Genomic DNA, 12,644 nt, shown 5'->3' on the forward strand with positions numbered 1-12,644 from the left:
GGCAATCAGCAATGTCAAACGGCTGCTACTGGACGTGCACCACAATAAACTCAAACCAGAATACCTGCAATACTACCTCAATGAATTCTGTTATAAGTTTAACCGGAGATTCTTCCCGGACAAACTTTTCGACAGGCTGGTTATTGCCGCTGTCTCGTACAGCCCCGATTTCAAATCGAAAATTTACAATAGGTCATATTGCGGATAATCATATAATTTTTTTAGTTCAGATTTTGCCATAAGCTATTCTAGTATAATCCATTTTCCCGATTTGGTAGCTCCCTCATGTTTCACGACACCTTTTTTAGTCAATTGAGCCAAGTGATATTTTATGCTATCAGGCGTACGGTCTAATAAGACTTCCAATTCCTTGCGAGTAATAGAAGGGTTATTCTTTATTGCTTCTATTATTTCGTCTTGAATATTCTTGGGTGTTTCTTGGGTGTTTCTTGGGTGTTTTCTTGGGTGTTTTCTGGGCGTTTTCCCTATCTCCCAGATGTTCTTGGGTGTTTTCTGGGTTGTCAGCCCCAAATCCTTCCTCGAAATACTTCTTTGATATATTTTCCACTACCCTGAAAGCAGTACGCAAAGAGAAATCAAATTTAGCTTCTCCATTCCCATTTTCTTTCAATTCCTTTTGAACCCGATAGACACCTCTACTAAAACGATTCACGTACCCCAAGACCTTCATTGCCTCTGCAATAAACGGATTCCGGTAATCACTTACGTTAGGGAAGTTATCCGGACTGACCTTACCATACAATCCCCCCGGATTTTGAATCTCAATCCGGTCATCGTATTCATAAAACTGAATAGGAGAGTTTGAGTCATAATCGCGGTGCATGATCGCATTCATCAAAAGCTCACGTGTTGCCCAATAGGGATAGGAGGAGACAATCTCTTCTCGCAGAACACTCACCGGAATAGGGCGCTTGGTCGATACACTTGTTTCAATAAATGTATCTATCTTCGGAAGTGATTTACATAAGTTTCCGTCAAACTTAAACTCATGAATAATATCGCCTGACCGGTCTAAACCTTTAAAACGCACATATTGAACATACGAACCATGCACATATCTTTCCGGATTATTTCCGAAAAGAACAATCGCACCAACAGTCGGGCAATTATATCTCAAGTCAAAAAAGCCAAGCGAAGCTAATTGTTCCTCTATAGAACGTTTATCTTCCGCCAATATATCTTCTGTTACCGCTTTAGGCAGAAACTCTTTTTTGATAAGTGAGACATCCAAGTCTTTCAAGGAAGCACCAAGACAGGGTTTGGCATCATACGTGCGAACATTTGATAAACGTCTTTCAGTCAAAATTTTCTCCTCCATTTCAGAAGCCGGGCTTTTCCGAGGTCCAACCCGTACCCAAACACGTCCTCTATAACGCACCGGAGGAAATTCAGACGGTTGTACTTCGGCAACAAGCAGTTCTCCACCTTCAAAAGAAAATTTTTCAACAGTCATCAACGGTTGAGGAAGAATATTTCCGTCTGTTCGGATATTGGCAATCTTCAACAACAAGGTATCATCTACTTTTAATCCGCTCAACTCTCCATTATCATGTGCGCCAATCATCAAATAGCCATTCTTTCCATCACCCGAAAGATCATTAGAAAAAGCACATATCGCCTGACAAAACTTATCCATATCGTTCTTGGACGTTGTCCGTTCTACGCTATGACATTCAGTGTCAGTGAGGAGTTGAAGTATTTCTTGCTGGTTGATCATATTACAATTTAACCGATTACTTGTTTTATTAAACTCATGATATATTCCAGATTTTGTGTGTCTGAAACAATCACTTCATAGTCCCCATTTCCCCAATGCCCTTTACGAGATACATCATTGGTTATATTTTTGGGATCATCCAAATCTCCTTTATGCATATTAATCCATATTTTCAATCCTTTTTGTTGCACATGGATATCGGCGAGGTTTTTGTCTTTTTTGAATGCAATGTATAATTTCTTTGGGAATAGTTCTATATCAGTCGCTAAATTCAGAATTGCATTCTTATAAGTTTCATATAATTCGATTATTTCTTCGGATTTCCCGGCTAAATGATCTTCTTCTGTATATACCTTTATCTCTTCAACCACTTTTCCGATAGTTGAATCTTCCTTTGTTTGGACTTGTTTTATACTTGGAGCCGATTGTGATTTCTTTACTGGGTTAATCACAATTATCTCATTTTCAAAACGCTTTATTTCCCAAAGTTCAATGGGAAGATCTTTAAAATTTGAAGATTGTCGTTGGAAATCGGTAAACGAAGGAGCAACAAATATGACCTTGCTTTGCGACCAATCTACCTCATTACGCTTGAGATTATTCTTTTGCGATTCGTTATATTCGACAATAAAATCAGCTTTGTATTCCAGCATCAAGTTAAGATATGAAACACCTTGATCAACCACGCTGTAGTTTCGATCACGCTTGTATTCTATGATCACAAACGAACGATTTTCTTCGTCGAAAGCCAACGTATCAATACGATTACTCTTGATGGTAAATTCGGATTTGATTACTTGATAGCCCGATACCTGATCTAAGTTATTTTCAACGATCTTCTGAATCTCTTTTTCGAGTTTAAAGGGTTTTTCTTTTAAACCCTTTAAATCGCTTTTGTTTTGTTGAAAAATTTTCATATACTTTTATTTGTTTCTTGTCAATTCATCTGCAATCTTTTCCGCTTGCTTCAATACAGTTTCTGTTGCCAGCATTTGCATATCGGGTGGATAGCCAAATCTTCGAAGTAATCGTTTTACAGATACTTTCAGTTTTGCTTTTACACTTTCTTTGATTGTCCAGTCAATAGAAGCGTTATTGCGTATTGTTTCGGTAAGGACAACTGCCAACTCACGCAATTTGTCTTGTTGCATCAGTTCCCTGGCGCTTTCATTATCGGCAACAGCAGTGTAAAAAGCATATTCAAAATCAGTCAATCCCATTGCTTTTGCCTCATTATCCATAGCAGTTATATCTTTGCTTAATGCAATGAGTTCTTCGATCACTTCGGCAGCAGTAAGTATTTTATTGTGGTATTTCTTAATGGAGTTTTCTAACATTTCCATGAATGATTTACCCTTGACTAAGTTTTTCCTTGCACGGTTCTTAATTTCATCGTTAAGCAGTTTTTTGAGCACTTCCAGTGCTATATTTTTATGTTCCATGCCTTTCAGCTCCAACAAAAATTCCTCAGACAAAATGGAAATATCCGGTTTCTTTAACCCGGCAGCATCAAAAATATCAATCACCTGTTCGCTAACTAATGCCTTGTCAATTACCTGACGAATGGTTGTTTCCAATTCTTCATTCGAACGTCTGCCTCCGTCACTGTCACTGTCAAATTTTGCAAGGCGAGCTTTTACTGCTTGAAAAAACGCAACCTCATCTTTCGCATCCATTGCCTGATCATGCGGAACGGCTATGGCAAATGCTTTTGATAGTGCTGTAACTTCATTGATAAACCGTTTCCTACCATCTTCTAAGCCTAAGATATATTCTTCTGCAGCAAGTATCGTATTTAGCTTCTTTGATGTATCCGATTCGAAATAATCTTCATAAGAGAAACCGTGAAGCATGTTGGATATCACCTCTAATTTCTCCAGCATTAAGGAAACTGCTTGCTCTTGAGCAATAGCAGGGTCACCTTTACCTCCGGAATCAGAATAGAACGAAAGTGCCTTCTTTAAATCGGAGGCAATGCCCAGATAATCAACAACCAATCCTCCAGGTTTATCTTTATATACACGATTCACACGGGCGATAGCCTGCATCAGGTTGTGTCCCTTCATTGGCTTGTCAATATAGAGTGTATGCATACTCGGAGCATCAAAACCCGTCAGCCACATATCGCGAACAATCACTAACTTCAATTCATCGTCGGGCGACTTCATTCGTTCGGCCAACCTTCGGCGCTGCTCTTTAGTGGTATGATGTTTCGCTATTTTTGCCCCATCCGAAGATTTTGTTGTCATCACCACTTTAATTACGCCTTTATTCAAATCGTCGGAATGCCATTCGGGTTTTAGGGCAATAATTGCGTCGTACAATTCGGCAGCAATGCGACGGCTCATGGTAACGATCATGGCTTTTCCCTCGAAAACAGATTGACGCTCTTCGAAGTGATTGACAATATCGTTGGCAATTTTCTTTATCCGGTTTTCACTTCCAACAAGCGCCTCTAACTGTGTCCATTTGGCAATTGCTTTTTGTGTGTCTGTCAGGTCTTCCTGCTCCAAATCGCTATCGAGGTCTTCGACTAACCGGCGACCCTCCTCGCTAAGGTTTACTTTTGCCAAACGGCTTTCGTAATAAATCCGGACAGTCGCACCATCTTCTACTGCTTGTGCTATGTCGTATATATCGACATAATTACCGAATATTTTAGGCGTATTTACATCCGTGCTTTCAATTGGCGTACCCGTAAAGCCCAAATAAGTTGCATTAGGTAAGGCATCTCGCATATATTTGGCAAATCCATAAACAGTCTTCTTGCCAATAACATCCCCTGCTTCATTTTTATCATCTACCGTTTTTGCCTTAAAACCATATTGTGTACGGTGGGCTTCATCGGCTATGACTACGATATTCTCCCGATCGGAAAGCAAGTCATATACATTGCCCTCTTCGGGATTAAATTTTTGTATGGTTGTAAACACGATACCGCCGGAAGCGACTTTCAATAATTCTTTCAAATGAGAACGATTTTCGGCTTGTATGGGCGTTTGTCGCAATAATTGTTTGGAAGCGGCAAATGTATCAAACAACTGATCGTCCAAATCGTTTCGGTCGGTAATCACTACAATAGTTGGGTTGTCCATTGCCAATACCAATTTCCCTGTAAAGAATACCATGGAAAGCGACTTTCCACTGCCTTGCGTATGCCAAACAACTCCTCCCTTGCGGTCGCCAATGGGTTGACTGTCTACATCCGGCAAGCCATAACTGACAGGAGGCTCTTGTACGAGATTTTTAAACTCTTTTTTTATATACCCGGAAGCTCTGAGTGTAGATTCGACAGCGCGATTTACCGCATAATATTGGTGATAGGCTGCAACTTTTTTTACTGTATTGATGGTTACGATCCCGGTTTTAGGGTCTTCTTGCTTTGATTTTTCGAATACAATAAAATGACGAATCAAATCAAGCAAGGTCTCCTTATTAAGCATTCCGGTTATCAATGTTTTCAATTGACTAATTAAATGAGAAGCTTCAGCTTTTCCATCTGCCGATTTCCAGGCTAAGAAACGGCTTAGTCCGGCAGAAAGCGAACCTGTTTTGGCTTCCAATCCATCGGATATGATTAATAATGCATTATATGTAAACAGTGAAGGTATTTGTGTTTTGTATGTTTCGATCTGTCGAAAAGCTGATTGTACAGTAGCATTTTCGTCTGCTGCATTTTTCAATTCGACCAACACCAAAGGCAAACCATTGACAAACAACAAAACATCAGGCCGTTTATTATGATTGTTCTCAATAACTGTAAATTGATTACTAACTATAAAATCATTATTCAACGGATTCTCAAAATCAATCAACCAAACAAAATCGCCACGTTCGCCGCCATTTTGGTGATAACTTACCGGAACACCTTCCGTTAAATAACGGTGAAAAGTTTCATTGTTTGCTATCAGTTCAGGTGAAGCAATTCGCTGAATCTCACGAATAGCTTCTTCCTGTTGCTCAATGGGAATAGACTTGTTGATACGACCTACCGCTCTACGCAAACGTTCTATCAATATAACTTGCTCGTAGTTTTCACGCTCCGGCGTTTCCCCATCAGGAGCGATGTCCGGAGCATAAATGTGTTGATAACCTTGCTTTTGGAGTAGTTCTATGGCGAGTTCTTCTATTTGGGATTCGGTGATTCGGGTCATGGTTATATCTCGTTTATGTAAATCTGAATTATATAATCAACTGTTGTTTGTTTGTATATAGATGGTACCCCATTAGAGACTTTACCCGAAGTACTATATTCTTCTTCCTGACTTTTATTTCTGAAATTATATAAGGCATAAGTAAGATCAGATTTTATGTTATTTTCTTTTATAATTCTCCAAATATCGTTTTGTCCAATTTTGTTATTTCTTTTTTTAATTTCATTGGCTAACTCTTTTGCAGAAAGAGGATATTCTTTTAACCTATTTACTTTTTCGGTTCTAACAACCTCTATTGCATCAACAGGCTGAACTTCTCCTATCAGCTTAAGAGTTTTTGTTCCTTTTTTTTCAGAGAACTCTCCCTCTTTGATCCATTTGATTTTCCTCACCAATTTTTCATCCACCACTAAGATTTGATTTTCACCTTTCGTAATTGCACCTTTTTCTGTATCTAGGATTGCTGCATTCTGAGGTCCAGATTTCCCTATTTTCTGCACAAGATCAATCCATTGTTTATTAAAATAATCTATACGCCTATTAATAATCGCCTCCAACTCTCCATGTTGTATTTTTTGAGTTCTCCCTCCATATCTATAATAGATCTCTCCATTTTTAAGAATGTTGTCTTTGCCCTCATCTTTTTTGCATATCACTGGCTTTATATTCATGTCTGCTTCGTATACATAAAAAGCAGCGTAATCTTTCCCATTCAAATTAAAAACATCATGTTCCCACTCTATGCAACAAGAAAAAATATCATTTATATACCCTGATATCATTTCGGGGTCTAGTTTTTCAAACTGATCTTTTGCACTAGTAGACAACCCAACTAACTCACGCTTGGGTCTATCCTTAATTCCAAAAATTAGGTATCCTCCTTTATTGTTGGAAAATGCGGCAAAATCGCGAAAATAGTCTGCCAATCCTGCAAAGTTGAAAGATTCCTTAAATTCTAATGTTTGACTTTCTCTTCGATATAAAACACCATCATTCTTTACTTTAAGAAGATCGGTAATAACTTCCATATTTAATTTATCACTCATAAGTCAACTTTACTTCGTTTGACATCAATTTCGGCAATAAGGTATCGCGAAGGGAGGTGAGAGTGTGAATTTGTTCTGTATTTGTTTGTATTTTTAGGTCAATATTTCTTGTTGTATTCTGAAATTCAACAATTGACTTATTATCAGGTATCATGATTTCTATTGATTCAAAGTCTGTTTTACTAATAGCCCCAAAAACAGTTCCCGTTTCATTAAACTGTTTTATTTCTTCCATTAATGACATTAATTTGTAGTATGTGTAAGAATAAAAGGATTTGTCTTTTTTATATCTAAATGCAGCAATTCCACGTCCGATACAACATTTTTCATTTGCCATATTTTGTTCTCCAACAGGAGCTCTGACACTTATCAATGTGTCATATTTTTCTGCAAATTTTTTAGGATCTGTTGTAAAGACTCTATTTGTAGGAAAGCGAAAACCAAAATCTGTATTTCCTTGATACATAGGTGTACCTATTGCATCTTCATTATAACTTTCTCCAGGAGGAGAAGCTCCCATTGTAAAGTCAAATTCATCGCTTAACTGTCCCATTTTCCACTCTTCCTTCACCTCTTCCACAAACCACTGTCTAAAAAGCGTTTCTGCCATTTTCTCCAGTGTGGCATTTTGGCGATGGAGCAAGTCTATTTTATCATCCAGACTGCTTAATACGGAAGCTATAACTTTTTGTTCGGGGAGTGAAGGAAGTAGAAGTGTTAAATCATTAAAGGCTTCCTTTGGAACTCTTTGCCTTCCAGAAGTTCCATCAAGATTTATTTCTGCATGACTTCTAACATCGTCCCAACGTGATAAATAATAGATAAAATCAGAATCGGATATCTGTGTTTTCCCTCTAAATACAAGAAATTCTGTAGAGCCAAAGCCTTGATCGTTTTTAAGACCTTTTACTTGACATATTTTTCCATTTTCTAAACATGGAGTTATTCTGGCAAAAAGAGTATCTCCTTCATTAAATTTGCTTCCTCCCGACAATTCTTTTTCTCGCGAAGGACAGCAATATCTTTTGCCATCATTGAGATCTTTCATCTCAACAAAAGAAATTTTTTCTTCCTTGGACAATTTGACTGTAGGATTTATATCTACAAAGTCAGAAAATCTATATTCTTTCCACTCCCTCATTATATCCATTTTGATAGGTATGCAAAACCTTATTTCCGCGTACACGTTTATCTTTATATGTACACAAAACAGCACTTTCATGCACACGTTCTTTGTCTTTAGTACATAAATCTACATTTACATGTACATGTCCATATTTAGCAGGTTTTCTATGTACGTTGTTCATATATATAGAAAAGGAGGAAAATCTATACATATAATCATTAACGTATATAGGAAATGTCGTTTTTCTATACATGTTGTCCCGTGTATGTATATAAAAAGCGTGTTTGTTATACATGTTATTCATTGACCGATTCTATTTGTTCTACTTGTATTTTTTTTGAATCATCACTATTGCTTATTAATAATTGGATCAATGGCATATTCAGATAATAATTGTATTTTCCGGATTTAATTTTATATAATAGTCTGGCTTCTACCAATTTATTCAAATAAGATGTTGCTGTAAGACGAGTAACATCTACATCCGCCATAACAAAATCTATTTTTGTATAAGGATGACTAAACAGATTATTCAAAAGCTCATGACTATATGCTTTTTTCAAAATATTTCGTACCTGTATTTTATACTCGAGCATTAATTTAGAGATTCCTTTTACAAGGGTAATCGTTTGCTGTGCTGTTTCTTCAACTCCTTTCAGAATAAACAAAATCCAACTTTCCCAATCACCTGTTTCTCGAACCGACTGGATTAATCGATAATATTCTGCTTTATTTGAGATAATATAGCGACTCAAATAAAGTATTGGTAAATCGAGCAAATCGTTTATTACCAAATACAACACATTGATAATACGACCAGTACGTCCGTTACCATCGTAAAAAGGATGGATACTTTCGAACTGATGATGTATGATAGCCATCTTGATCAATGGATCTAAATCGCTAACAGCGTTATCATTGATGAAAGTTTCAAGATTTTCCATGCTATCTTCAATCACACTCTTATCTTGAGGTGGTGTATAAACAACTTCTCCTGATTGATTTTTCAGCGTAGTTCCGGGAACACTTCTAAAACCTGCTGTATTCTTTTCAAGTCTTTTTTGAATCTCTTTTATATTGTTATTCGACAACACCTTATTTTTCCTAATCAACTGAAAACCATATTTTAATGCTTCTGCATAGCTTAACACTTCTTTTGTAGATGCAGGAATGGCCATGTTTTCAAAACTTAGCTCTGCTTTATATAAATCGTCATGAGTAGTAACTATATTTTCAACCGCTGAACTATCTTTTGCCTCCTGTAAGATCAAAGTATTGATTAATATATTTTCATTAGGGATAGTAAGAGCTACGCCTTTTAGCTCTGCCAATCTTCTGTTTGCAGCACTCAATTGACGTAAAACAGCTTTTGTTTCCACATCTGTATCAAGCGGCAATGTAGGTATCTTATATTCCATTATTACTCTGATTTTAAGGTAATTTTACTCAAACTCTCTGCAATCAGCTTATTCAATCGTTCTTCCTCTTTCAATTGTGCTTCAAACTCGGCTTTTAATGCAATAAAACGTTCATTGAAATTGAAATCGTCTTCTTCGTCCGGCAATCCTACATAACGTCCCGGAGTAAGTACATAGTCCAATTCTTTCACTCGCTCAATAGAGACGGATGCGCAAAAGCCCGGTATGTCTTCGTATTGTCCGTCAGGGTTCCGCCAATTGTGATAGGTGTTAGCTATTTTTGCAATATCATTATCTTCCGGATTTTCTGAACCGTTAGACAACTCCCGTGTGCGACGATTAATTAAGTGTCCTAAATTTCGAGCATCAATAAACAGTATCTCTTCACTGCGATTGCGAAATTTTCCATTGGTACGATTACGACTTAAAAACCACAAAGCAGCCGGGATTTGTGTGTTCAAAAACAGTTTTGCCGGAAGATTAACAATACAATCTACCAATCCGGCTTCAATAAGAGATTTACGGATTTCTCCTTCACCCGAAGTTTTAGAAGTCAGCGCACCTTTTGCCAATACTACCCCAGCTTGTCCGCTCGGTGATAGATGATAGATGAAATGCTGTAACCAAGCAAAGTTTGCATTCCCTGTTGGCGGGACACCATATTGCCAACGTCCGTCTTTCCGAAGTAAATCACCACCCCAATCGCTTACATTAAACGGAGGATTAGCGATGATATAATCTGCTTTCAAATCTTTGTGTGCATCATTCAGAAAAGAGCCTTCGTTATTCCACTTCACTTGCGAACTGTCAATTCCACGAATGGCAAGATTCATTTTACATAATCGCCAAGTAGTTTGATTGCTCTCTTGTCCGTAAATTGAAATATCGTTTACACGCCCTTGATGGTCAGCAACAAATTTTTCTGACTGTACAAACATTCCACCTGAGCCGCAACAAGGGTCAAGTACACGCCCTTTATAAGGCTCAAGCATTTCTACCAGCAATTCTACCACGCTTCGAGGTGTATAGAACTGTCCACCCTTTTTGCCTTCAGCCAAAGCAAATTCTCCCAAAAAGTATTCGAACACATGCCCCAAAACATCCGCACTACGGGCTTTTGCATCGCCCAAAGCGATATTACCTATCAGGTCTATTAGCTCACCCAAACTGGTCGGGTCGAGGTTCTGTCGAGCAAATACTTTAGGAAGTACGCCTTTGAGCGAACTGTTTTCTTTTTCTATGGCATCCATTGCCGCATCAACCGTTTTACCGATAGTGGGTTGTTTCGCCTGCGATTTAAGATATTCCCAACGTGCTTCTTTGGGAACGAAGAATACATTCTCCGCTTTGTATTCGTCAATATCTTCCGGATCGGCACCGTTAGCCTCCTCTGCTTTCAGTTTAGCGTACAGTTCCTCAAATGCATCGGAAATGTATTTAAGAAAAATAAGTCCCAATGCAATATGCTTATATTCGGCTGCATCTATATTTTTTCGCAGTTTATCTGCTGTTTTCCAAAGTTGCTTTTCCAAAGGCTCTTCTGCCATATTCCCGTTTTTCTTTGCCATCTCTATTCTTCTTCGTTTTTATCCACAATCAAATCCTTCACATTCACATTCAACAACTCTGCAATCTGAAATAGAGTCTCCAAACTCGGTTGTTTCCGGTTACAAGCATACGCATTAACCATTTTGAAACTCTTACCCAGTTTTTCAGCAAGCCATGTTTGTTTGATCCCTTTTTCATTAAGAACCTCTTTGATTCGATTCATAAATAAGAATTTTAATTTGCTCTCAAAGTTAGGAAATATTGCGGGATAATAATAAGAATCACCCTCTTTTTAGATATTCCAGTTCAAACCTTTGAGACAATTCCATTATTTGTTGGTTTGTAGTAACGAGTTCGATTGTGATTTTCTCTAGTTTATAAAGCATTGAGAGTGCCGCTTTCTCGGAATAATGAGTATGAAGTAGCTTCACTATCTGATTGTAATTGACACCAATTGCACGGAATTGAGCGTATAATTGGGTTAGTTTTGAGATATATTCTATGGCTCCTTTATCTGTTTTCACAACCCGAAAGGGTTGTTTAAAAACCCTTGCTTTGATAAATATAGCTTTAGCATAAACACCGGATTCTTCAAACATTGATAAGAATTGAGCATATTCCTGATCTGAAAAACGAACCATGACACAGTTCTTTGCCGGATCGTTTTTAGGAGGGCGACCGCCCTTATTCCATTTCTTTTTTCTGACTTCTTCTTTCATATTATTTATTGTATGAGGCAATGCCTCCATTAGTAAAAATCGCACGACTTCGGAGTGTGATTATCCCCCTTGTGGGGCAAGCGTTTTGAGTAACCCGAAATGAAATGAGTTACTCAAAACACAGCTTGCTATTTGCTGTTTGCAAATACGTATCTTCGATACCATTGAGCTGAAAACTTTGATAGGTGATGTTCCCACTTTATTTAGTGTAATTGATAGTTGTAGTACAGCTACATTTTCCGCCAATATTCAATATCTTCTCCAAACACTTTAAGGTGTTGAATAGCCATATTTTCCAAAAAGCCGGAGGCACTCATTCCTTTGTTTCCAAGTTTCCGTGCTATCTCGTCTAATCGTTCTCTTAACTCCTCACTGATAAAAACAGGTTTTCGGTGTTTGATCTTTGGTGTTGTAAGATACAGGTCTCTATATTCCTCGAAAGCGGCTTTACGTTGACGAGGGCTGCTTCGTTTCGTGCTATCATCAGCTACAATTGGTTTAATAGGAGAATTATCTGCATCTGATTGACTATCGACATTATCAGTATCAGCAATAGTTGATTCACTTGTTGTATTAGGTAAATCATTTTCCTGTCGAAGCCTCTCTTCCTCCTGAGGAGGAAGGAGTGGACGGGCAGGCATACTTGGGTTGTTTCTTCTCTCTTTGTTTTTGAAGGAGGATATGATAAAGTTTGCATCAATATCGCTCAAATTCACTTCGTCTTGCTCTTTTCTCATGATAAGCTCTGTTTTATAAATTATATGATTATCCGCAATATGACCTATTGTAAATTTTCGATTTGAAATCGGGGCTGTACGAGACAGCGGCAATGACCAGCCTGTCGAAAAGTTTGTCCGGGAAGAATCTCCGGTTAAACTTATAACAGAATTCATTG

At 37.9% G+C, this 12,644-nt stretch carries 11 protein-coding genes and 2 pseudogenes; 1 reads left to right on the plus strand and 12 read right to left on the minus strand.

Annotation, left to right across the window (positions count from 1 at the left end; all coding sequences use genetic code 11):
* Positions 1–208: pseudogene (locus tag ABV001_RS11245) on the plus strand (IS1595 family transposase); the annotation flags it as partial.
* Positions 209–243: 35 nt separating this feature from the next.
* Here ABV001_RS11245 and ABV001_RS11250 read toward each other — a convergent pair.
* From ABV001_RS11250 to ABV001_RS11305, 12 genes and pseudogenes are all read right to left on the minus strand, one after another.
* Positions 244–366 carry a hypothetical protein gene (locus tag ABV001_RS11250; RefSeq protein WP_352422892.1) on the minus strand — a complete coding sequence of 41 codons (123 nt, stop codon included), beginning with the start codon at positions 364–366 and terminating at the stop codon, positions 244–246.
* Between the two features lie 22 nt (positions 367–388).
* Positions 389–1,657 carry an ATP-binding protein gene (locus tag ABV001_RS11255; RefSeq protein WP_352422893.1) on the minus strand — a complete coding sequence of 423 codons (1,269 nt, stop codon included), beginning with the start codon at positions 1,655–1,657 and terminating at the stop codon, positions 389–391.
* 89 nt (positions 1,658–1,746) lie between these two features.
* Positions 1,747–2,655 (minus strand): endonuclease NucS domain-containing protein, encoded by a 909-nt coding sequence (locus ABV001_RS11260; RefSeq protein WP_352422894.1) that lies wholly within the window; start codon positions 2,653–2,655, stop codon positions 1,747–1,749.
* Positions 2,656–2,661: 6 nt separating this feature from the next.
* Entirely contained in the window at positions 2,662–5,892 is a 3,231-nt protein-coding gene (locus ABV001_RS11265) for a type I restriction endonuclease subunit R (RefSeq protein ID WP_352422895.1), read from the minus strand.
* A gap of 2 nt (positions 5,893–5,894) precedes the next feature.
* Complete coding sequence (locus ABV001_RS11270) at positions 5,895–6,938, minus strand: AlbA family DNA-binding domain-containing protein (protein WP_352422896.1); 1,044 nt, start codon at positions 6,936–6,938, stop codon at positions 5,895–5,897.
* Positions 6,931–8,088, minus strand: coding sequence for a restriction endonuclease subunit S (locus ABV001_RS11275; RefSeq protein ID WP_352422897.1), 1,158 nt, complete (start codon positions 8,086–8,088; stop codon positions 6,931–6,933). Before ABV001_RS11275 ends, ABV001_RS11270 begins: the two co-directional genes overlap by 8 nt.
* A 272-nt stretch (positions 8,089–8,360) precedes the next feature.
* Positions 8,361–9,482, minus strand: a complete 1,122-nt coding sequence (locus ABV001_RS11280) for a Fic family protein (protein WP_352422898.1) — start codon at positions 9,480–9,482, stop codon at positions 8,361–8,363.
* A gap of 2 nt (positions 9,483–9,484) precedes the next feature.
* The gene (locus ABV001_RS11285; RefSeq protein ID WP_352422899.1) at positions 9,485–11,050 is read right to left on the minus strand and encodes a type I restriction-modification system subunit M; all 1,566 of its coding nucleotides are present in this window, start codon (positions 11,048–11,050) and stop codon (positions 9,485–9,487) included.
* 2 nt (positions 11,051–11,052) lie between these two features.
* The gene (locus ABV001_RS11290) at positions 11,053–11,253 is read right to left on the minus strand and encodes a helix-turn-helix domain-containing protein (RefSeq protein WP_352422900.1); all 201 of its coding nucleotides are present in this window, start codon (positions 11,251–11,253) and stop codon (positions 11,053–11,055) included.
* Positions 11,254–11,311: 58 nt separating this feature from the next.
* Positions 11,312–11,749, minus strand: a complete 438-nt coding sequence (gene mobA, locus ABV001_RS11295; RefSeq protein WP_352422901.1) for a conjugal transfer protein MobA — start codon at positions 11,747–11,749, stop codon at positions 11,312–11,314.
* Between the two features lie 230 nt (positions 11,750–11,979).
* Positions 11,980–12,486: a DUF3408 domain-containing protein gene (locus ABV001_RS11300; RefSeq protein WP_352422902.1), complete on the minus strand. Its 507-nt coding sequence runs from the start codon at positions 12,484–12,486 to the stop codon at positions 11,980–11,982.
* Positions 12,487–12,514: 28 nt separating this feature from the next.
* A pseudogene (locus ABV001_RS11305) lies at positions 12,515–12,644 on the minus strand (IS1595 family transposase); the annotation flags it as partial.

Origin of the sequence: Proteiniphilum sp., from assembly GCF_040307845.1 — a bacterium.
Classification (GTDB): Bacteria; Bacteroidota; Bacteroidia; order Bacteroidales; family Dysgonomonadaceae; genus Proteiniphilum.

Bases quoted from the DNA above. Each gene is read 5' to 3' on its own strand.
- mobA (WP_352422901.1), bottom strand. From the start codon at position 11,749: ATGAAAGAAGAAGTCAGAAAAAAGAAATGGAATAAGGGCGGTCGCCCT.
- ABV001_RS11290 (WP_352422900.1), bottom strand. From the start codon at position 11,253: ATGAATCGAATCAAAGAGGTTCTTAATGAAAAAGGGATCAAACAAACA.
- ABV001_RS11270 (WP_352422896.1), bottom strand. From the start codon at position 6,938: ATGAGTGATAAATTAAATATGGAAGTTATTACCGATCTTCTTAAAGTA.
- ABV001_RS11285 (WP_352422899.1), bottom strand. From the start codon at position 11,050: ATGGCAAAGAAAAACGGGAATATGGCAGAAGAGCCTTTGGAAAAGCAA.
- ABV001_RS11280 (WP_352422898.1), bottom strand. From the start codon at position 9,482: ATGGAATATAAGATACCTACATTGCCGCTTGATACAGATGTGGAAACA.
- ABV001_RS11260 (WP_352422894.1), bottom strand. From the start codon at position 2,655: ATGAAAATTTTTCAACAAAACAAAAGCGATTTAAAGGGTTTAAAAGAA.
- ABV001_RS11265 (WP_352422895.1), bottom strand. From the start codon at position 5,892: ATGACCCGAATCACCGAATCCCAAATAGAAGAACTCGCCATAGAACTA.
- ABV001_RS11275 (WP_352422897.1), bottom strand. From the start codon at position 8,088: ATGGATATAATGAGGGAGTGGAAAGAATATAGATTTTCTGACTTTGTA.
- ABV001_RS11255 (WP_352422893.1), bottom strand. From the start codon at position 1,657: ATGGATAAGTTTTGTCAGGCGATATGTGCTTTTTCTAATGATCTTTCG.
- ABV001_RS11300 (WP_352422902.1), bottom strand. From the start codon at position 12,486: ATGAGAAAAGAGCAAGACGAAGTGAATTTGAGCGATATTGATGCAAAC.